The 21443-nt window shown below is 62.3% G+C and carries 18 protein-coding genes and 1 pseudogene; 5 read left to right on the top strand and 14 right to left on the bottom strand.

The window, feature by feature from the left end:
- Positions 1-307 precede the first annotated feature (307 nt).
- From AC1DXM_RS03635 to oiaX, 5 genes are all read right to left on the bottom strand, one after another.
- The gene (locus AC1DXM_RS03635) at positions 308-2020 is read right to left on the bottom strand and encodes a glycerol-3-phosphate dehydrogenase/oxidase (RefSeq protein WP_142866848.1); all 1713 of its coding nucleotides are present in this window, start codon (positions 2018-2020) and stop codon (positions 308-310) included.
- Complete coding sequence (locus AC1DXM_RS03640) at positions 2017-2793, bottom strand: DeoR/GlpR family DNA-binding transcription regulator (protein ID WP_142866849.1); 777 nt, start codon at positions 2791-2793, stop codon at positions 2017-2019. Before AC1DXM_RS03640 ends, AC1DXM_RS03635 begins: the two co-directional genes overlap by 4 nt.
- Positions 2790-4319 (bottom strand): FGGY-family carbohydrate kinase, encoded by a 1530-nt coding sequence (locus AC1DXM_RS03645; RefSeq protein ID WP_477231792.1) that lies wholly within the window; start codon positions 4317-4319, stop codon positions 2790-2792. The genes AC1DXM_RS03640 and AC1DXM_RS03645 overlap by 4 nt, the downstream gene beginning before the upstream one ends.
- Positions 4320-4606: 287 nt before the next feature.
- Entirely contained in the window at positions 4607-5941 is a 1335-nt protein-coding gene (locus AC1DXM_RS03650) for a four-carbon acid sugar kinase family protein (protein WP_477231793.1), read from the bottom strand.
- Positions 5942-5945: 4 nt separating this feature from the next.
- Complete coding sequence (gene oiaX / locus AC1DXM_RS03655; RefSeq protein WP_477231794.1) at positions 5946-7196, bottom strand: 3-oxo-isoapionate-4-phosphate decarboxylase OiaX; 1251 nt, start codon at positions 7194-7196, stop codon at positions 5946-5948.
- Positions 7197-7383: 187 nt separating this feature from the next.
- Here oiaX and AC1DXM_RS03660 point away from each other — a divergent pair, with 187 nt between their 5' ends.
- Complete coding sequence (locus AC1DXM_RS03660; protein WP_142866853.1) at positions 7384-8097, top strand: transcriptional regulator NanR; 714 nt, start codon at positions 7384-7386, stop codon at positions 8095-8097.
- On the opposite strand, the pseudogene apnL reads toward AC1DXM_RS03660, so the two are convergent.
- The 7 genes and pseudogenes from apnL to AC1DXM_RS03695 form a co-directional block, all read right to left on the bottom strand.
- Positions 8073-9934 (bottom strand): annotated as a pseudogene (apnL, locus tag AC1DXM_RS03665) (D-apionate lactonase). The gene AC1DXM_RS03660 and the pseudogene apnL sit on opposite strands and share 25 nt — an antisense overlap.
- Positions 9931-10965 (bottom strand): Gfo/Idh/MocA family protein, encoded by a 1035-nt coding sequence (locus tag AC1DXM_RS03670; protein WP_477231795.1) that lies wholly within the window; start codon positions 10963-10965, stop codon positions 9931-9933. The pseudogene apnL and the gene AC1DXM_RS03670 overlap by 4 nt, the downstream one beginning before the upstream one ends.
- Positions 10966-10967: 2 nt before the next feature.
- Positions 10968-12026, bottom strand: coding sequence for an ABC transporter permease (locus tag AC1DXM_RS03675; RefSeq protein WP_112563082.1), 1059 nt, complete (start codon positions 12024-12026; stop codon positions 10968-10970).
- Complete coding sequence (locus AC1DXM_RS03680; RefSeq protein WP_477231796.1) at positions 12023-13570, bottom strand: sugar ABC transporter ATP-binding protein; 1548 nt, start codon at positions 13568-13570, stop codon at positions 12023-12025. The genes AC1DXM_RS03675 and AC1DXM_RS03680 overlap by 4 nt, the downstream gene beginning before the upstream one ends.
- Positions 13567-14211, bottom strand: coding sequence for a DUF2291 family protein (locus AC1DXM_RS03685; RefSeq protein WP_477231797.1), 645 nt, complete (start codon positions 14209-14211; stop codon positions 13567-13569). The genes AC1DXM_RS03680 and AC1DXM_RS03685 overlap by 4 nt, the downstream gene beginning before the upstream one ends.
- 95 nt (positions 14212-14306) lie before the next feature.
- Positions 14307-15248: a D-ribose ABC transporter substrate-binding protein gene (locus AC1DXM_RS03690; protein WP_112563086.1), complete on the bottom strand. Its 942-nt coding sequence runs from the start codon at positions 15246-15248 to the stop codon at positions 14307-14309.
- A 333-nt stretch (positions 15249-15581) separates the two neighbouring features.
- Positions 15582-16409: a phosphogluconate dehydrogenase C-terminal domain-containing protein gene (locus tag AC1DXM_RS03695; protein ID WP_352583436.1), complete on the bottom strand. Its 828-nt coding sequence runs from the start codon at positions 16407-16409 to the stop codon at positions 15582-15584.
- 44 nt (positions 16410-16453) lie between these two features.
- Here AC1DXM_RS03695 and AC1DXM_RS03700 point away from each other — a divergent pair, with 44 nt between their 5' ends.
- The gene (locus AC1DXM_RS03700) at positions 16454-16771 is read left to right on the top strand and encodes an SPW repeat protein (protein WP_477231798.1); all 318 of its coding nucleotides are present in this window, start codon (positions 16454-16456) and stop codon (positions 16769-16771) included.
- Positions 16772-17005: 234 nt separating this feature from the next.
- On the opposite strand, the gene AC1DXM_RS03705 is transcribed toward AC1DXM_RS03700, so the two are convergent.
- Positions 17006-17701: a VIT1/CCC1 transporter family protein gene (locus AC1DXM_RS03705; protein ID WP_477231799.1), complete on the bottom strand. Its 696-nt coding sequence runs from the start codon at positions 17699-17701 to the stop codon at positions 17006-17008.
- A 4-nt stretch (positions 17702-17705) separates the two neighbouring features.
- The gene (locus AC1DXM_RS03710) at positions 17706-18224 is read right to left on the bottom strand and encodes a cytochrome b (protein WP_477231800.1); all 519 of its coding nucleotides are present in this window, start codon (positions 18222-18224) and stop codon (positions 17706-17708) included.
- A 211-nt stretch (positions 18225-18435) separates the two neighbouring features.
- On the opposite strand from AC1DXM_RS03710, the gene AC1DXM_RS03715 reads away from it, so the two are divergent.
- From AC1DXM_RS03715 to AC1DXM_RS03725, 3 genes are read left to right on the top strand one after another with little or no spacing between them, the layout of a single operon-like run.
- Positions 18436-19182, top strand: coding sequence for an FMN-binding protein (locus tag AC1DXM_RS03715; protein ID WP_477231801.1), 747 nt, complete (start codon positions 18436-18438; stop codon positions 19180-19182).
- Between the two features lie 25 nt (positions 19183-19207).
- Entirely contained in the window at positions 19208-19930 is a 723-nt protein-coding gene (locus tag AC1DXM_RS03720; protein ID WP_477231802.1) for an FAD:protein FMN transferase, read from the top strand.
- Positions 19927-21438, top strand: a complete 1512-nt coding sequence (locus tag AC1DXM_RS03725) for an RnfABCDGE type electron transport complex subunit D (RefSeq protein WP_477231803.1) — start codon at positions 19927-19929, stop codon at positions 21436-21438. The genes AC1DXM_RS03720 and AC1DXM_RS03725 overlap by 4 nt, the downstream gene beginning before the upstream one ends.
- Positions 21439-21443: the final 5 nt, after the last annotated feature.

Genomic DNA, 21443 nt, shown 5'->3' on the forward strand with positions numbered 1-21443 from the left:
CCTCCGCAGATGGTTGCCCCAGCCGACGGATCGGGAGCCGAGGCAGCATATTAGGAGGTCAACATATCAGGCGATCATACGGCGGCGTTAAGTTAACGTCAATTTGCGTTATATCGTGTTCAACCACAACATGGACCCTTGAGCGCCGGCAGCCGAAACAACGAATAAGCGTTTGTTTTTGTTTCAATGTTCGGTGACGATGAAAATCCCAATCTGGATGTAAGATAGGAATTTTGGTGCACAAGGCGCAACAAGGGCAAACCGATCGGATTGCCCTAGAATACTACCGGCGTCGGCGACGGCGCGATCAGTCCAGCCGCATCAGGTTCCTGCCCTCGAGCTCGACAACAGCGGCTTCGACTTCCCGCGCGAGGCGCTCAGTGCTCCACGCCAACGCCCGCCCGGCGATCGCGGCAATCTCCTCCAGGTCGCGGCGCGTCAGCGAACCGCCTATCGCCAAAGTGCTGCGGCGCATGACGACATCGGCCAAATGTTCGACGAATTCGTTGCGCGCGATGTAGTCGATTTCAGCCTTGCCATAGCCGACCGAGTCCGGCAGGCGACCCTCATCATTCGACCTGTGCCTGGCGATCTGCGCGGCTCTGGTCCCGTAGCGCGACAGCAATTGATCAAGGCGCTCTTGCTCGACGCCCGTTGCCTGCTGCGCCTCAGCCAGCCAGTCCGCGCGCGCCGCGGCATTGACCGGAAAATCCCTCCCACCCCCGATCGGCATCGACTGAGTGGACACCTTGCGGCTGCGCTGCAAGCGCCCGAGCACGGTGTCAGCGACTTCCTCGGCAAAGCCGCGGAACGTCGTCCATTTGCCGCCGACCAGCGAAATGACTGCAAAGGGCCTGTTGCCGTCCGGCTCGGCGACCGGCGCCGAATGATCGCGGCTGATCAGTCCGGGCGTCGCGGCTTCAGACGTCGGCAGGGGTCGGATGCCGCTATAGGCATAGACGATCTGGTCGCGCTCGAACGCCATGCCCGGCAGCAGCGTTCGCACGCTGTCGAGCAGATACTCGACTTCTTCGGGTTCGCAGCGCACCGCGTCCGGATTGTCGGCCTTGATGTCGGTCGAGCCGACCAGCGCCAGGCCGAGATAGTCGTAGACCAGGCAGATGCGGCCGTCATCGGCCTCGAAATAGAGCATGCGCCCTGCGAGGCTTTTGACCAGTTCGTCATGCTTTAACAGGATATGCGAGCCCTTGGTGCCGCCGATCATCTTCGACGACGCGCCAAGCAACGCATTGACGTCATCGATCCACGGACCGGCGGCGTTCACCACCAGCTTCGGCCGCACCGAAAAAGCGATGCCGTTTTCCGGCTGGAAGGTGAGCACGCCATTGGCTGAGGCCGCCAGTGTCGTGTAGTTGGCACTGGCAGACGCCGCGTGGGCCTGCAAGCCGTCGAGGATCAGTTCCAGCACCAGCCGTTCCGGGTGGCTTACCTTGGCGTCGTAGTAGGTTCCGGTGGCGACGATCGCCGGATTGAGCGCCGGCAGCTCGCGAAGTGTCTGCCGCCGTCCGACCATGCGGTGGCGCGGCATGACCTGGTTTCGCGAACCGTAGAAATCGTAGATCATCAAGCCGATCTTGATCAGTATGGCGCCGCGGCTGCGCGGCGCGCTGGTCGAGCCGAACAGCGTTCGCAACGCCGCCAGCATGCCCTTGCTCCACGAGAAGATCGGGATGACGGTCGGCAGCGGGCTGACATAGTGCGGCGCGTTTTGCAAAAGCAGATTGCGTTCGAGCGTCGACTGCGCCACCAGCCCGAACTCGCCGGTCTCGAGATATTTCAGGCCACCGTGGATGAGCCTCGACGGCGCGGCACTGGTGCCCGAGCCGAAATCCGCCTTGTCGACGATCAGGCAGCTGACACCTTGCGCGCACAGATCGCGAAACAGCCCTGCTCCGTTGACGCCGGCGCCAAGAATGACGACGTCGACCTCGCCGATCCCGGCCATCGCGACGAGGCGTCCGGCGCGATTTTTCGCCCCTGCTCCTTCGGCTGGGCTCATGGCGCTTTCGTCTTGACGATGCGCAGCTTCACCCCGGCCCGTTCGAGGCTCTGCATCTGCGCGTCGCCCAGGCCCTCGGTCACCAGCACGGCGTCGAAACTGGTCAGATCGTCGAAGACATGCAACGCGATCCGGTCGAATTTTGCGTGGTCGACCAAAAGGATGCGCTTGACCGATGCAGCCATCATCGCCTGCTTGACCCGCACGACATTCGGATCCTGGATGAAAGCAGTGGTTCCGGTGACGGCCGAAGCCGAACAGATCAGCACATTGGCGCGCAACTGCGCCACGGCGTTCTCGCAGACGATGCCGATATAGGCATTGTAGGTGCCGTGATACTGGCCGCCGAGACAGATGAAGTCGAGGTCGTCGACATTGATCAGCAGCGCAGCCGTCGACACGCTGTTGGTGACAACCGTCAGCGGCTTGACGTCGAGCAGCAGCGTCGCGACCGCGTTTGCCGTCGATGAATCGTCGAGCATCACCACCTGGCCGGCCTCGACATAATCCAGTGCTGCCCGCGCCAGTGCATCCTTCTCGGCTCGATTGACCGTCACCCGGTAGCGGAAGGCGCTCTCATAGAGACCCGAGGGCTGGACCGTCACCGCGCCATGCAGCTTGCGCAGCACGCCCTGCTGCGCCAGCCGGTCGATATGCCGGTGGATGGTCATGCGCGACACGCCGAAATGCTCGACCAGATCGTCGATGCGCACCTGGCCGAGCTTGATCACATAATCGGCGATCTCTTCGCGTCGTTCGTCAGCCTTGATCATGCATTTCCCCCCGGCCGCGCCAACCTTTCGATTTCCGGCCAATGCGACTTCAGCTGCTCGGCTATGCGGCAGTAGAGCGAAAACCGCTCATTGAACACAGCACTTGAGGCCGGCGCTGGCTGATATTTGCGCTCTGTCATCCCGACTTGCCTGGCGCCCTGTTGCGGCGTCGCGAAGATCCCGACCGCGGCCCCCGCGCAAAGGGCGGCGCCCAGGGCCGCGGCCTCGTCGGTCGAGGTGATGGTGACCGGAGCGTTCAGCACGTCGGCAAACATCTGGACGAAAGCAGGATTGCGCGAACCGCCACCGGTCAGGCGGATCTCGCGAACGGCAAAGCCCTCGCGCAAGGCCTCGACATGGGTGCGGTGATTAAAGACAATGCCTTCCAGAACCGCCTTCAGCATGTCGCCGCGATTGTGCCAGCCATGCAGGCCGATAAAGCTGCCGCTGGCCACGTCGCCATAAGGAGAGCCGAACAGATAGGGATGAAACAGGATGGTCGAGGGCTTCTTCAACGCCGCGTCGATCTCTCCCGCCAGCAATTCGTGGAGGGAGCCGCCATCCGCGTTTGTCCTGTCTTGCTCCAAGCGGCAGAAAGTGTCGAGAAACCAGTCGTAGTTCGCAGTCGAGGCCGGCGAGATCGCCATGTTGTTCCAGCGGCCCGCGTCGATGGCGTTGCGGCAGAACCAACGCTGATCGACGCGCGGTTGCGAAGATACGACTTCGTTGATGGAATAGGTACCGGCGACGATGGCGAGCACGCCGTCCTCATGGCCACCCATGCCAAGCGCCGAGGCGGCCACGTCGTGCAGGCCGCAGGCGACCGGTGTTCCCGTGCGAAGCCCAGTCCTTTCGGCGGCATCGGCGGTGACTTGACCGGCGATGTCAGCCGAATGCGCCACCGGCGGCAGCGCGTCGAGCAGATCGCCCAACCCGAAGATGCGCAGTGCTTCTGGCGAATAGGCTTGCGTGCGAAAATCCGTGAATGAGGTGCTGGCCTCCGTACGGTCGGTCCCTATCGTGCCGGTCAGGCAAAAGCGCAGCCAGTCCTTGCAGGCCAGCACATGGCCGATGCGGCCATAGCGATCAGGATCGTTCTGCTTGAGCCATGCCAGCAGCGCCGACGGTGCCGAAACATGCGGCGTCTGGCCTGTCGTCGCCAGCGCATCGGTGAAAACGGTGCCGGCGGACCACCTGTCGACAATGTCGCCGGCGCGGCTGTCGAGCGATAGGATGCCTGGTCCCAAAGGCTGACGGTCATGATCGAGCAGATACAGACCATCGCCATGCGCAGTCGCCGCTACCGCCTTGATGTCTTCCGCCGGCCTGCCGGAGAGCGCGATCGCCTCCTTGATGGCGTCGGCGGTCGCTTGCCACAGGCCTGCCATGTCGCGTTCCACCGAACGCGCAAGGGGCATAGATTGCGGCACACGGCGACGCGCCACAGACAATTGCGTGCCGTCGGCATCGAAGATGACCGCCTTGGTGACCGTGAGACCGTTATCGATTCCGAGCAGGCTGGGCATGATCACCGCCTCTTTCAGCAACTGGCGATTGCTGCAGCGCGATCCTGCAGTCTGATACGAGGGCGAAACACATAGCGACAACCCCGATAGAGCAAGGCGGACGAACGACAAAAGCACCTTGCCGCGAGAAAGAACCCATATCTTTATGTGAATTTAACGTCAACATGCGCGACAATTTCGACGCTATTCAAGCCATTGCGTTTCAGGTTGTCGACTAGGCTTTCACTAAGGCTTCGGCGCCAGTCGAGGCACGGATGGATCTCACGGTTGCTGGCGCGGACGCGTTGTCAACTGCGAAGGCCGTCGCGGATGGCACTGAAATAGCGATCGGTTCCGACCTGCCCGCCCTTGAGCGCCACCTCCAGCCCATCGATCGCCTTGATGCGCGAGTGAGCGACGCAAAGCGGCGAGCCCGGCGACGCCGGCAGCGGCATCCGCACCGTCAGCGCATCGACACCCATCTGGCCGAGCGCGTGGCTCGACGTGTCGCCGCCGGCAATGACCACGCGTTGCAAATTCTGCTCGATCGTCAGCGCGCGAAGCAGTTCGCCAAGGCCGCGACCAAGCTTGTGGCGGGCACCTTCCTGCCGGTCGATTTCGGCGCCGCGGTCCGCCGCGGGACCAAGGGCGGTGTAGAGAACCACACTGCGGCCGGCTTCCAGACTGGAGCGGCCAGCAGAAACTGCGCGCGCGATTGCATCTCCGGACGCTTCGGAGATCAGTTCGACAGGATCGACCTCGATGCCGTCGAAGCCGTCGGTCAAAGCGTGCCGGATCTGTCGTTCGGTCGTCGGCGAACAACTGCCCGAGACCACCGCGACCCGGTCGACCGCACCCGGCGGCGAAAATTTTGGTTCAGCTCTGACTGTCCCGTTCGACACCCATTCGGCCAGCAGCGCATATTCGATCCCGGACGAGCCGACGACGAACGAACCGCCAGGCTTGCGGACACGCCAAATCTCCTTGCCGGCAAGCGCCTGCGTCTCCAGGCCGTCGACGTCGACAAGCACGATGTCGGTGCCCTCGGCGAACAAGCGATCGAACGCTTCAGACCGGCCCCCCGACTGCAGCGTCGCGAGATCGACCAGCCCCGACGTCAGCTCCGTCTGCCGCGACAGATGGATCAGCAGGTCGGATTCATCCATCGGCGTGGTCGGGTGGCGGCTCATCACCGGATGGCGGTCGATGCGGAAATACTTTTCGCGATAGGCGGCGAACAGATGACCAAAGGCGGTGTAGCGCTTGAGCTGCGGCGACCCGACCAGCAGCGGCACGCTGTCCTGCGCGAAGACCGAGCGGCCGATCTCGATGGCGCGGCCGATGCTGCCGATCGTCGGGCTGGAATCGAAGGTCGAGCAGACCTTGTAGTGGCAGAGCGCGGCGTTCAGCGTCTTCAGCCAGACGAAGGCACTCTCGAGATGGGTGTCCATCCATTGCGGCGTTTCGCTGCGGCTGGTGCCGGCCAGGCCAATGGCTCGGCAATGTGCGAACTGCGCAAGCATGGCCTCGTCCGGCTGGCGCATGAACAGCACGGTCGGCACGCCGCCGAGCTCGAGCGCCTCCATCACATCGGTCGAGCCGGTGAGGTCGTCGCCATAATAGCTGAGCAGAAGATTTTGCATCGCTTCAGGCTGCCTTGCCGTCGCCGAATTTTTCGATCGACCGCGCCAGCTCAGGATGGCTCAAGGCGAACTTCACCAGCGGAATGCCGTCGACCGCAGCTTGCCAGGCCTGCTGCACGGCGCGTACGCCGGCGCCCGGCCCGTCCGGGTGGCTGACGATGCCGCCGCCGCAGAGATAGAGAAGATCGACCGTCCGGCCGGTACGTGCATAGGTCTCGGGCGCCTGCCCACCCCACTGGCCGGAGCCGGCCACCGGCAGCGCGCAGTCCTCCGGCAAAAAGATCGGTGTCGTCACCGCCTTGAAGGATTCGACGAAGGACGCGTCCGGCTCCCAGTATTTCGATTGAATGCCGTTGATCTGGAACTGGTCGACGCCGAGCAGCCGCCAGAATTGCTGCCAGACCTTGAAGTCCATGCCGAGGCCGGGATGGCGGGTGAGGATATCCCAGCCGTTGCGATGGGCGTGCAGCACCAGGCTGGAGCGCTTCCTGAGAAAGGCCATGCCGCCGGAGCCGATGGAATTGATGTTGACCACCGCGCAATTGCCGCCGGCTTCCAGCACCAGATCGTGGTTGCGCATCATCTCGTCCGGATCGGCATGCGAAATGCCGAAGGCATACATCACCTTCTTGCCGGTCTTCTGCTCATGGTCGAGGATCAGCGGCATGATCGCCCTCACCCGTTCCGCCAAGGGCGAATAGGCCGGGCTCATCAGCTTCTCATCATCCTTGATGAAATCGACGCCGGCGGCGATCAACTCGCCCACCATCTCGGCTGTCTCATGCGGTCTGAGGCCGAGCGCCGGCTTGACGATGGTGCCGATGATCGGCCGATCCGTGACGCCGGTCAGCCTGCGGCTGCCGGCGACGCCGAACTGCGGACCTGGATGAGCGCCGCGATATTGCTCCGGCAGTTTCATGTCGACGACGCGAATGCCGGACAGGCCCTTGATCGAATAGGCGCCGCCGATGGCAATGGTCATCAGTGCCGACAGGTCGGTGCCGATGGCATCGAACGGAAAGGCGATGTCGACGTCCGCGCGCTTGAACGGCCCGTCACCGGCCTCGGGAATGGAGGGCCGAAGGGCGTCGGGCAGATGCCGTATCGCTATGACACGCGCCGCCACGCGGGCCTTCAGTTCCTCGGTTTCACCGGGCAGCGCAACGAAGGTTCCGGTCGACTGGTCGCTGGCGATCTTGGCCGCCAGCGCCTCGATGCTGCCTGATGTCTCGATGCGGTAGGTGAGCGTGATCATGGTTCGTCGTCTGAGGCCTAAGGAGGTTCGAAAAGAGTTCCTTGATCGTCGAAATCTGGTATAATGAGTACATAAGCTTTGCAAGCAATATCCTGCTCGCAAGATATGGGCTGATTGGCTGGCAGGCATTCTGGAAATCGTGACGGCAGTGCTAGATAGACACCGGTCAAGGGAGTGATTCGCGACGATGAACCGTTCGGAGCCGATCGTCCGGCGCAAACTTTCCGATGAAGTGTTTTTGCGGCTGAAGCGCCTGATCACCAGCGGCGAACTGACGCCGGGCGACGATATGCCTTCGGAGCGCGAACTGATGGAGCGCTTCGAGGTCGGCCGTCCCGCGATCCGCGAGGCGATGCAGGCGCTGAGCAATATGGGCCTCGTCGCCATCTCGCATGGCGAGCGCGCCAAGGTGCTGCAACTGACCGCCAAGTCGATCATCAAGCAGGTCGATGGCGCGGCCAAGATCATTCTGTCATCGTCGAAGGACACGTTGGAACACCTGAAAACCGCGCGCATCTTCTTCGAGCGCGGCATGGTCAGGGAAGCCGCCGAAAACGCCACCGCCGAGGACGTTGAGCGACTGCGGGCCACAATTGCCGAACAGCGCGGCTTTCGCGGCGATTCCGAAGCCTTCATCTCCGCCGACATGAAGTTTCACACCCAGATCGCGGCGATTTCAGGCAACCCGATCTATGTCGCCGTCAGCGAGGCGATGCTCGGTTGGCTGAAGGAATATCATACGGAAATGCTGATCTGGACCGGCAAGGAAAAGTTCACGCTGACCGAGCACGAAGAGATCATCGACCGCATCGAGAAGAAGGATGCCGACGGCGCCGAGAAGGCGATGATCAAGCATCTCGAGCGCTCGCGCGCGCTCTATGTGATGAATTCCGAAAAATAGCTTAGCTGATCCGCGCGATCGCGTAAGGCGCCATCAAGAATTGCTCCCGACCAAGCACTGAGATGTCGACCGGCACGTCGCCCGCTGTCACGTTCACCAGCCACAAGATGATCTTGCCCGAGGCGGCGCGGCCAGCCAGCACCAGCACCTTGGTCTCATCGCTCGTCGTTGCCGCCACGTGCGCGAGGCCGGCCATTTCGCAAAGCCCCTTGATGGCATCGAAGATCGGCCGGGGTGATCCTTCCGCGACGGGTTCTCCGGACGCCGCCAGCACGCCGAACGGTCCAGTGAAGCCGGAGAGCGTGAGTTGCTCCAGTCCAACCGGCGCGACGCGCGCGGCATAGCCGATCGTCCACGCGGCGGCGAACAGCCCGGCATGGCGCGGGTCGCGGTCGGCCATGGCGATGCGCTGACTGCGCGGATTAACCTTGGTCGCGCCGCCATAGGGGTTCTGGCGCATGGCAATCGTCGACGGGCCGATGCGGTAGGGTTTTTCTCCGAAGATCGCCCGCGCCGATTGCGTGATGAAGGGCAGCGCCTCCAGTGACTGCATGACGCTGAGATCGTCGGCGGCGTGCACGATCGGGCAAGTGCAGTGGGTGACGAAATCCAGCAAGCCGGCCGGCACGCGCTTGCGGTTGAGTTCGGTGAAATAGCTGAACATGCCACCGCCTAACCGTATATCTGGAAAGGCGCGCCGCGCGGCGGCATACACGTCTTCGAGCGGCGGGCAGTCCGGCCACGCGCTGCCCGGTGGCGTCGACTGCCGGTCGACGGAAGGCGAGACGGCAATGGCCGAAAGTTTTAGCCCGGCCTGGCGCACCATGTCGGCGACGGCTGAAAGTTCAGCTTCGAGATCGCCCGCGCAGGCAACGACGCATTCCAGCGTCGTCTGCACTGGATAGGCGGCAAGTTTTGCAAAGGACTGCAACGCACCCAGCCCATGGCCACGTGTCGGGTCGTAGTGGAAGACAAGTTGCTGCGGGCCCAGCGCGGCCAATGTCGGAAGGTTTGCGAGCGCGGCCTCCACGTCATCCGGGTAGATGATCACGCCGATATCCGGCAGTCTCTGCCCGGCCTCGCCGAGTTCGATGTGCACCGGTTCGGTGCTTGCCGCGACAGCCGGTATTTTCCCCTCGTCGATGATGCGCAGGCTGATCGTCTGCCTGACGGGTTGACCGGCAGGCAACACATAGGGCCATGGCAGCGCCAGCGGCCGGACATAGGTCTTGTAGGACGCATCCGACCAGTTGCGCTGGTCTTCCATCTCGAAAGTGTCGCCCTCCATCCGGCATTCGGCAGTAATGCCCGGCTGAACCTCATGGGTGATCGCGCGCAAATCCTTGAAAGGCTGCCAGGGATCGATCAGCAGCGGCAGCTTCGTCGCCACCACGCTGCCATCGGTATGCTCGACCGTGACCGGGCTGCCAGCCAGCCCGGCGATCGGGTGCAAGATGCAGAAGCCGCAGCGATTGGTCTCGAAGTCGCTCTCGGGCAGTGCGCTGACGTCGAAGACCAGATGGCCATCAGAGGAGCCCTTGATGGTGGCGCGAAAGCCGAGCCGGCTAGCGTCCGGCCCCGTGCAGTTTGCCGTGTAGCTCACCGAGAAACTGTCGGCGCCACAATCGATCACAAGGTTGGTCAGCGCTGGCTCGTAAGTGCCCCAATCGCGATCCCTGACGATGTAGGCGATGGCGCGCAGCACTTCGATGCCACCATAACGGATGCTGCGCAGATTGCCGTTGACGAAGTCGGCGCTGAGCGGGCCCGCACTCAGCCTGACTGGCTCGGCCTCGACCACGCGTGTGCCGTAGAGGAGAAAGGCGTCGGCTGTCATTTCAGCAAGGCATCGAGGTGGACAGGTTCGTGGCTCGCGGCGCCCAGATAGGCCGCCTCGACAAGCGCAAAGGTTTGGAGATTGTCCGCGCCCGAGGTCGCCGGCTCAGTCCCCTTTGCCAGGCAGTCGACCCAGTGCTGTTGAATCGCGACGACGCTCTCCTGGATGTTGTGCCAGGGCCGCGACGCCCAGGGCAACAGCGGCGGCGAGACGTCGGTGACCCGTGTGCCGCTCTTGCCGGTGACGGTGAGCCGGTATCCTTGCGCCAGCCGGATCGTGCCGTCGCTGCCGTCGATCTCGATCAGCGTTTCGGGAAACGGCTCGACGGCAAGCTTCGTCGCGTAGCTGCAGTCGACGACCGACGTCGCGCCGTTCTTGTGGTCCATCAACATCGTCGCGACATCTTCGCCGGCGATATCAGGGTTGATGCGCGCGGTTCGTGTCGTGATCGTGGACACATCGCCCAGCAGGAACCGGGCAATGTCAAGGCTGTGGATGCCGAGATCCTCGATAATGAAGCGCTTTCCCTTCGCGAGATAGGGCTGGCCGGAGAACACGTCATAGGCGGAGCGGAAGGAGATGCGTCCGAAAAAGGGCGTGCCGATCTCACCGCTGTCGAGCACGGCGCGCACCGCCTGGATCGGCGACTGCCAGCGGAAATTCTCATGCACCATCAGCGGTACGCCGGGCCCGGCACAGGCCTTCACCATGGCCTTGGCGTCGGCCAACGTCGGCGCGAACGGCTTTTGGCAGATCACCGGTACACGGTAACGCGCCGCCATCTCGACCAGCGGACGATGGCTGGGCGCCGTGGTGGCGATATCGACGAAATCCAGCCTCTCGCTGGCAAAAAGTTCGGCCGCGTCGGTGTAGCGCTTCGCGATGCCGAACTGGTCACCAACGATGCACAGCCGTTCCGGGTCGCGGTCGCAAACGGCGACGATCGAGGCGCCTTCAATGTCACGCCAGGCATGCATCTGGTTGACGGCAAAGAAGCCGCAACCGATCAGCGCTCCCCGCAACTCCGCCATGCTCACCCTGCCTTAGCCATCTGCATCAGTGTCACCCGGCTCTGCAGCCGACGCTGCGCCTGGTCGACGACAACGGCGACGATGATGACCAGGCCCTTGATCACCATCTGCCAGAAGGAACTCACCCCCATCATCACCAACCCGTCCGAAAGAATACCGATGACGAAGGCACCGACGATGGTGCCGCCGATCGTGCCGCGACCGCCCGACATCGACGTGCCGCCGAGAACCGCCGCGGCGATGGCGTTGAGCTCGAAACTTTCGCCCGTCGCCGGATGCGAGGCCATCAGTTCGGACGAGATGATCAGGCCGACGATCGCCGCGCAGAAACCGGAGAACATGTAGACGAACATTTTCACCATGTTGACACGAACGCCCGAAATTCTCGACGCCCGCTCGTTGCCGCCGACGGCGAAGATGTGGCGGCCGAGCGGCGTGTATTTGGCGAGATAGGCCGCCGCCAGCGCAACGACGATCAGGATCCAGATCGCCACCGGCAGGCCGAGCAGCCGACCGGCGCCGAGAAAGCCGAAGCCGGTGGTGCCGAGTTCCGGCTTGCCGACCAGGTTGGGGAAGGTGCGGCCATCCGACGACAGCAGTGCCAGGCCGCGTGCGACATAGAGCACGCCGAGCGTGGCGATGAACGGCGCAACGTTCAGCCTGGTGATCAGCAATCCGTTGACGGCACCGATCAGGATGCCGACGGTAAGCGTGATCAGCGCGATCTCGACCACGTTGAAATAGATCGTGTAGCCGATCTGCAGGTCGATGCCGTTCAGCACGAGATAGCCGGCGACCATGCCGCACAGGCCGACGATCGAGCCCACCGACAGATCGATGCCGCCGGTGATGATGACGAAGGTCATGCCCATGGCCAGGAACGCATTCAGCGCCACATGCTTCGACATCAGGATCAGATTGGCGGTCGACAGGAAATTCGGCGCCGCGATCGAAAAGAAGATGAGCACGGCGATCAGCGCGATGAAAGTCCTCGCCTTCATCAGCGTGAGCAACAGCGAGCCGCTCGGGACAGAGGAGGAGGCCGCCGGGATATCAGTCATGGGTTCTCCGTGTGCGGGGCCGGTCCGTGGCCAAGTGCGGAGGCGGCGACAAGGGCCGCCTCCGTCGCCCCGGCGCGATCGAACATGCCCGTCAGTTTTCCATTGCTCATCACCGCGATCCGGTCGGACAGCGCCATCACCTCGTCGAGATCGGAGGTAGCGAAGAGAATGCCCAGCCCGTCGCGCGACAGTTTGCGCATGGTGCGGAAGACATCCGCCTTGGCGCCGACGTCGATGCCACGGCTGGGCTCATCCATCAGCAGCACCTTGGGGTCGGTGAGCAGCGCCTTGCCGATCACCACCTTCTGCTGGTTGCCGCCGGACAGCGACGAGACGTCCTGCGCCGGGTCGGCAACCTTGATCGCCAGTTCCCGCACCATCTGCGTCACCGCCTGTCTTTCGGGGCCGCCGCGAATATGAAACAGCCGGACAAAGCGCGACAGGCTGGCCAGCGTCAGATTGCTGGCGACCGAGAGGATCGACACCAGTCCTTCGCGCTGGCGGTCTTCGGGGATCAGCGCCAGCCCGCGCCGGATGCGCCGCGTCGTGTCGCGCTCCTTGACCTTCTTGCCGGCAATGAAGATCGTACCGGTGGCCTGGCCATGGCGGCCCATGATGCAGTCGAACAGCTCACTGCGCCCGGCGCCCATCAGGCCGTAGATACCGAGGATTTCGCCGGCGCGCAGCGACAGCGAGACGTGGTCGACTGCAAGCCCGCCGGTCGCGCGCGGCAGGCAGATGTCCTCGGCGCGGAATATCTCTTCGCCGGGAACATGGCCGTCGGCCTTGGCAAAATCCTTGGCGTCGGAGCCGATCATCTGCCGCACGATCCACCGCGTGTCGACGTTTCTCATCTCCTCCTGGCCGGTGATGTGCCCATCGCGCAGCACGGTGATGTAGTCGCCGATGCGGATCAGTTCTTCCAGCCGGTGCGAAATGTAGACGATAGCAACGCCACGCGCCTTGAGGTCGGCGATCACCTTAAACAGGATCTCGACTTCCGCCGCACTCAGCGCCGAGGTCGGCTCGTCCATGATCAGGATGCGCGCATCGAGCGAAACCGCCTTGGCGATCTCGACCAACTGCTGCTGGCCGATGCGCAGATCCTCGACCAGCATATCGGGCCTTATGCCGGCCTGCAGGCGTTCGAGAAATTGCGCGGCACGGCGCTCCTGCTCCTTGCGGTCTATCTTGCGGAACCGGTTGGTGATCTCGCGTGTGGCAAAGATGTTTTCGGCAACGGTCAGATTGCCGAACAGGTTCAGCTCCTGGAACACCATGCCGATGCCGCGGTTCACCGCATCGCCCGACGATGAGAAGGAAACTTCCTCCCCTTCCAGAAGGATCCGGCCGAGCGTCGGCTGTTCGACGCCGGCGATGATCTTCATCAGCGTCGATTTGCCGGCGCCGTTTTCACCGACCAGCACATTGACCGCGCCCTTGCGCACCTCGAAATTCGCCCGCTTGACCGCGACGGTGCCGGAATAGACCTTGGAGACGTCTTCCAGTTTCAGGATGACGTCGTGAGCAACCACAGCGCTCATCGCTTCGGCCCGATTTCTGCCTCGGCCGGCGTCACCAGCGCCAGGTCCTGGCCGCTTTCGAGCGTATAGGCGCCAAGAACCTTGGCGCTGCGGCCCTCGAGCGCGTCGCGCGGCAGCTTGGACAGCACGGCCTTGTCGGCATAGGCGTTGAACGCCTTGCCGAACTGGGCAAAATCGATCTGGTTGGTAAAATCGTTGAACTGGATGAAATCGAGACTGTCGCGCAGCGCTGTTCCCCGCATCGCCGGTCCGATCTGCACCCTCGCATCTGCCTTGCCGTCGCCGTCGACATCGATATCCATCGTCGCCGCGCGCGACGCCGTGTTGGCGGCAATGATCTTGCCCTCAACGCGAACCGCGAAGGTCCAAGGCGAATTTGCCTGCTTGTTTGGATTGCCATATTTGGCGCCGGCAGAAGCGGGATCGGTTTTCGCCAGCGCGTGAACCTCCGCAAACGGCCCGGCTTTCCGCTGGAGATAGGGCACGACCTTCGCCACCCAGATCTCCTCGACCATCTTGTCGGGGTTGAACGCGGTGCTGCTGCCGCTGTCTCCCGACGGAGTCGGAAGAATCTTGCAAGCTGTAAGGCTGATGCCGAGTGTCGCGGCAAGGATCGGCCAGATCGGCTTGTTGTTCAGCATGATGGCCTGTTGTTCAGCATGGCGGTCGGCACCCACGGAAAATGGCGGCGAGGGACGACCCCTGGGTCGTCCCTCGCTATTCATGTCGCGCCGGCTCAGTTGGTCAGCGCAAAAGTTTCCAGCTTGGGAGCATTGTCGCCATTGACCAGGACGCAGTCCATTAACTGCTTTTCCTTGGCCGGCGACTTCTTGTTCTTGATGAAGTCGTTGGCCTGCTCTACCGCCATCTGCGCCTGCGCATAGGCCGGCTGCAGCACGGTTGCCTTGATGCCGCCCGCGGTGATCGAGTCGCGCACGTCGTTCGATCCGTCGAAGCCGACGACGATGACGTCCTTCCGGTTCGCCGCGACCAGCGCCGCATAGGCGCCCATCGCCATCGTGTCGTTGCCGGAGATGACGCCCTTGATGTCGGGGTTGGCCTGCAGGATCGATTCCATCTTGGCGTAGGCTTCGGTCTGGCTCCAGTTGGCCGATTGCTGGGCGACCATCTTCAGGTCCGGATAATCGTCGATGACGTCGTGATAGCCCTTGGAGCGGATGCCGGCATTGGTGTCGGATTCCTTGCCGACCAGCTCGACGAAATTGCCCTTCTCGCCCATCAGCTTGACGAATTCCTGCGCGCCGAGCTGGGCGCCCTGGTAGTTATTGGAGACGATCTGCGCGACGGCGACTCCGGTGGCGTTGATCTCGCGGTCGATCAGAAAAGAAGGCACGCCCGCGTCCTTGGCCTTCTGCACGGCGGCGACGGTGGCGTCGGCGCCGGCATTGTCGAGGATGATCGCCTTGGCGCCGCGACCGATCGCGGTGTCGATCAGTTCGGACTGCTTGTTGGCATCATCGTCATGGACGAGCACCAGCGCTTCGTAGCCGAGTTCCTTGGCCTTGGCTTCGGCGCCGACGGCCTCCGCCTTGAAGAACGGATTATCATGCGAGGGCGTGATGATTGCAATGAGGTCCGCCGCATAGGCGGGTGCCGCAGTGCCAAGCGCCAGCATCCCGGCAAAAGCCGCAAGTGTCATTCTGCGTGTGAGTTTCATGATGTCCTCCCGTTTGAAAAAAGGCCTTGATCAACCAAGGCCACTGTCTGCATTCGAATTCGTTACGCAGCGCGGGCCGCTGATCGGTTCAGGCTCAAAAGCCGTTTGCCGGCTTCCCCTGACGGATCGTTGCTCCCCGGCCGTCCTCCACTCGTCCAGGCTTCGAACTCCCTGCGAAACCTTATCGATCCGAGTCAACAACAGCTAAGCCAACTGGTATGATGAGTCAATCACAAATTCAGATGATATGTACCTGATGCGACCGAGATCGAGTGTCAGCGGCGATGCGCCGAGGCATCGAGACGCTCCGGCGAGCACCTGACTTGGCCTTTCTCAGGTGATGCGCTGAATGCTCGCCGCGATCTCTTCCGGCTCGAACACCCGCTTCCAGTCGTCGCGCATCAGCACCGGCTTGCCGAACTCGATCGCCTTGTTGCAGGCGTCGGAGAACACACCCTTGGTTTCGCCGAAGATGACGGCGCCAAGAACATTCATATGGCCGAGCAGGAAATCGAGCGCAGCTTGCTTGTCGACGCCGCGCGCCACGACCTCGTCGACGGCTTCCTTCATGACGACGAGCAGCGACGCGCATACGGTTTCCGAAAGGCCGGGCTCCAGCAACGCCATCTGATCGACAGTGACACGGTGCGAACGCATCACTGGCGCCCAGATGATCTTGGCGATCGCCTCGCCCTTGGCAAAATCCTCTTCCGGACCCTGCATCAGCGCGCTGACCATATGCTGCTTGGCTTTGACGCCGCCGAAATAGTCTTTTTTTGCCGCCATGTCGGTCTCGTCGTTGAAGATCGGCGGATGGCAAGGATGGGTGACAAAATAGGTCAGGTCCGGCCGCTTCGGCAAATGGCCGGCGAACGGCGCGGCGGCGTCGAGCACGACGACCATCGTGCCCGATGCAAGCTTGCTCTCTATGCTGGCCGCTACCTTGCCGATATGCGTATCGGGAACCGCCAGGATCACCACATCGGCACCTTTGAGCGCTTCATCGGCGCTGACGGCTTCGAAGCCCAGACCCGACTTCAGCCGCTCGCGGCCGGCATCGCTGACCTCGACATGGCGTATCGTATAGGGCGAACCGCGAAAATTGGTCGACAGGCGGTACCCCATCTTCCCGCCGGCACCGAACAGCGCAATTGTCGTCATGTATCCCTACTCCCGATTTTTAAACGACGGCCGCGCCGATCGTCATGTTATTAACTGGTATAATCACTTTACCACGCTTTAGCAAGTTGGACAGGCCGAGAATTTGCCCAAACCAGAGCCCGTTGCCCCCACTTTGCCAGACGTTCGATGCCCACGCTCTTATCGCAATCTTGGGGATAGCAGGGCTCGCGAACCCTCAACGGTGGGCGGAGTGGCTCCAGCTTGGACTTGGACTGTGCTTGATCGGATGCCCATTCCTCTTAGGCTCCGGCGCCATATCGGCGCTGACCTGGACTGCTCTCGGAGGAGGTGCGATTGTCGTCGTCGCTTCGAGTTGGGCTTTGGTGTCGCAAGACGACTAGCACCCGATTTCACACGAGACAGGGCTCGGGCTGATCTCTCGGAAAGATCAGAGGGATGTGGACCTTCTCGTTCACGCTCTTCAGCGAGAAGCCTCGAAAGCTTGTTAATGCGTGCCGCCTCACCGGACCGACGCAGCCGATGCCGCTTTTGACTCATCTCAACGACAAGCCGCGTATCAACTTTCGGGAGGACAAGCGCCCAAGGCACGGGCATCGAAGAAAATCGCAAGACCGTCAGATGGCAGTACCAACTACGGCACCAATACCGGCGGTCAGCGCCATCGCCAGCGCCCCCCAGAAGGTGACGCGAACAGTTGCCCTCAACACATTGGCGCCGCCGGCTTTGGCCCCAATAGCGCCCAGAACCGCCAGGAACAGCAGCGAGGCGACAGACACGGCCGCGGCAAGCCAGGCGACCGGCGAAACAAGCACCATCACCAATGGCATGGCCGCCCCAACCGAAAAGGCCGCCGCAGAGGTCAGCGCCGCCTGGATCGGTCTTGCCGCCGTCACCTCCGAAATACCGAGTTCGTCACGAGCGTGGGCGCCGAGCGCGTCTTTCGCCATCAATTGGTCGGCGACCTGTAAGGCCAGCGTTGGCTCCAACCCACGTTTCACATAGATGTCCGCAAGTTCCTGTCGCTCGAAGTCTGGCAGTGTCGCCAACTCCCCCTTCTCACGCGCAAGGTCCGCTTGTTCGGTGTCGGACTGCGAACTGACTGAGACATATTCGCCGGCCGCCATCGACATCGCGCCAGCGACCAGTCCGGCAACACCAGCCACCAGAACACTGGAGGCCGCAGCATTGGCTGCCGCCACGCCAACGATCAGACTGGCCGTCGAGACGATGCCGTCATTGGCGCCGAGCACGGCGGCACGCAGCCAGCCGACGCGGGATACGAGATGGTTTTCATTGTGCAGCCGGCTCATGGCATCACGGCGTACGCCGTTCAGCAGGTCGCAGCATTCTGACCAGCACATCCGATTTCACATAGAAATGCTGCCATAGCGCCGCAGCGCCATGGAGGCCGACGACAATGATGATTACCGGCTTGGCAAGTTCGTGAATCTCACCCATCGCTCGTAAGCTGAAGTACCATGCCAGCGCCCCGGTAATCGGCATCCCGAAAATGAAAAGATACAGCAGGGAATGGGCCGCCGCGGCAATCCGTTTCTGCAAGAGACTTTCTTCGGGCGCCGCCGCCGGCACACCATACCTTAGACGGACCGCAAGCCGCCAGATCGCCAGCACCAGAACAGCCATACCGACATAGACATGAATGTTCGCATTGAAGATGTCGCCAGCTGCAGGTTCGACGCCGCGCGAGAACGCCCGGTAAGCCGGCTTGATGTCCTCACCGATTACAAGCTGCAGGACGATCAGCACCGCGATTGTCCAATGCAGCAATATCTGGGTTCCGGTGTATCCGACCGGCTCGTTGGCAACAGTCATAGGCAGCCACCTCGTTCGAGAACCTTCCTAGCTTGCTGCTTATGCGACAACCTTGATCTGGGACAAGTCAATTTGCCGTCCCCATGAGCATTCACACGCCCGCAGCACGACCCTGGCTGACAGCCAGTTGTCAGCTAGGTCGTGGGATATTGCATCCCAAGCGGCCCAGATGGGTCACCTCTGCAAGGTTCAATGTGGAAACCCAATTCCGATGAAACAGATTGCCCTCTCACTTTTGGTGATCGCCGCCTCCGGCGCCTATGTCTGGGATCAGGCCGGCAACCGGCCTGCCGACGATGCGCTGGATTCGGCGCTGCCGGCAGACGCGACAGAGGTGCCTGCCGCAGCCGCGCCGGTGCTCCGCACCTCGCCGGCGTCCCTCGATCCCCGGTTCAGAACAAGGTTCCCGATTGTCCGGGAAACGACGGCTGGCATAGCCGTACCCGCCGAACGGCCAAATGATCCAGTCAAGCAGACAGTAGTTCCGGTGACGCCACAACCGTTGCCTCCGCCACCGGCGCAGCCAGTGACGCCGGCTGTCACGGATCCTGCGTCGTCAGCGCCTTCATTCGCCGTGACGCCCGCCATCTACATACCAGTCCCGCAGCCGAGGCCGGCATATCCGGATGCATCAGCACGGGTCGTCCGGGTGGGCATGAAGCTCGCGGCGCATGGTTATACCGATGGCGTCTACACCGGCCCGACGGCCGATGCCTACTACGGCATCATCCAGATTCAGGCCCTCGTACAGGGCGGGCAGCTTACGGCGCTGAAAGTGCTGAAATATCCCTCCGACCGCCGCACCTCCGTCAGTATCAACAGGCAGGCGCTGCCCATGCTGCGCGACGAAGCGATCAGCGCCCAAAGCGCCAATGTCGACATTATTTCGGGCGCGACCCTGACCAGCAGGGCTTTCATCCAGTCGCTGCGCGGCGCGCTGAAGAAAGCGTCGTCGTAGGCCCATGCGCGACACGCGAATTTTGATGGGCATGCCCATCACGGTCGACATCGGTGGAACGTCGGCCGGTGAGCTGATCGACACGGTCTTCGGCTATTTCGAAGATATCGACCAGCGCTTCAGCACATACCGGGCCGACAGCGAGATCGCGGCCATCAACCGCGGCGACGTTCCGGTCATCGACTGGAGCGGCGAGATGGCGGAAGTGTTCGCTCTTGCCCAACAGACGAAAGAGCAGACGAACGGATACTTCGATATTCGCAAGCCCGACGGGTCGCTCGATCCTTCCGGCATCGTCAAGGGCTGGGCCATCCGCAACGCTGCAAGCATCGTTCAAAGGGCCGGCATCAGTGACTTCTTCATCGAGGCGGGCGGCGATATCCAGTCCTGCGGCAAGAATGCATCGGGCTATGACTGGAGCGTCGGCATCCGCAATCCCTTCAATGCGGACGAGATCGTAAAGATCGTCTATCCCCGCGGTCGCGGTGTGGCGACCTCCGGAACCTATGTGCGGGGTCAACACATCTACAACCCGCATGGAATTGGCAGCGCGATCCAGGAGATCGTCAGTCTGACCGTCATCGGCGCCGATGTGCTCGAAGCCGATCGTTTCGCCACTGCTGCCTTCGCCATGGGCCGGGACGGCATTCTCTTCATCGAGCAGACGCCTGGCCTGGAGGGGTATGTCGTCCACGCCAATGGCCGCGCCACGCCGACAACCGGGTTCGGAGCCCTTTGCCTGCCATGATCAAGACCATCGACCGAGTTCTCGATCATCTGACCATGTACCGGCTGGTCCTCTACTATCTGATGGCGCTGGTTGGCGCAGCGTTCGTGCTCGGCTTCGTCAAGCTGGTGCCACATGATCCGATTGCGCTCGCCCTCACGACGGCATTGGCGCTGGCGGCCTGCTGGATCACCAACAAGGTCTTTGCGCGAATCTTTGCAGTCCCAGCCAACAACGAGTCTGTCTACATCACCGCCCTTATCCTGGCGCTCATCCTCGATCCGGTAGCGGTCACAGACATAAGGGGGATCGCGGCGGTGGCATTCGCGTCCGTCTGGGCGATTTCATCCAAGTTCATTCTCGCCATCGGCCGGAAGCACCTTTTCAATCCGGCCGCTCTGGGCGTGGCGCTGTCGGCGCTGCTGCTCAACCAACCGGCCACATGGTGGGTTGGCGGCAATCTGCCGTTGCTTCCACTCGTGCTCATCGGCGGCATGCTCATTGTCCGGAAACTGCGCCGGCTTGAGCTTGTCTCGACCTTCGTGGTCGTGGCGCTGGCGACCATTCTGGCAACCAGCGATCCGTCGCAGTACTGGACCGCACTTACGGAGACACTGGGTTCATCGCCTCTGCTGTTCTTTGCCTTTGTGATGCTGACAGAGCCGCTGACGGCACCGACGATGCGATGGCCGCGCATCGCCTTTGCCGCCATCGTCGGCTTTTTGTTTGCTCCCAACATCCATGTCGGCTCGTTCTATTTCACGCCGGAACTGGCGCTGCTGGCCGGCAACCTGTTTGCCTATGCGGCAGGACCGAAGGGACGCTTCGTGCTGACCCTGGAGCGCATCGAGCAATCGGCCGTCGACAGCTCTGACTTCATCTTCCGGTCGCCGCGCAATCTCGCCTTCGAGGCCGGCCAGTATCTCGAATGGACGCTCGGCATCGATCGTGCCGACAATCGCGGCAACCGCCGTTATTTCACCGTCGCCTCGGCACCGACGGAGGAAACGGTCCGCCTCGGCGTCAAGTTCTATCCGCAATCAAGCGCCTTCAAGCGCGAATTGATGACCATGAAGCCAGGTAGCACGATCCACGCCGCGCAACTGGCCGGCGACTTCACGCTGCCCACCCGGCGCGAAACCAAGATCGCCTTCCTGGCCGGAGGCATCGGCATCACGCCGTTCCGCTCGATGCTGCAATATCTGCTCGACCGCAAGGAGCGGCGACCGATCGTCATCCTCTACGGAACCGAGCGACAGGAGGATATCGCCTATCGCGACGTGCTTGGCGCGGCCAGGCAGGAACTTGGTATCAAGACGGTCCACGCTGTGGCGCAAGGGGGCAAGCGCGGGCAGTATCCCGGCTACATCGACGAGCGCCTGATACGTCTGGCAATACCCGACTACCTTGAGCGCACCTTCTACATTTCCGGCCCGCAGGCGATGGTCAAGGCGCTGCGTCAGAAACTGCTGGCCATGGGCGTTCGCCGCTCGAAGATAAAGGTCGACTATTTCCCAGGCTTTGCCTGAAGCAG

Source organism: Mesorhizobium sp. P3_A2, assembly GCF_056403115.1.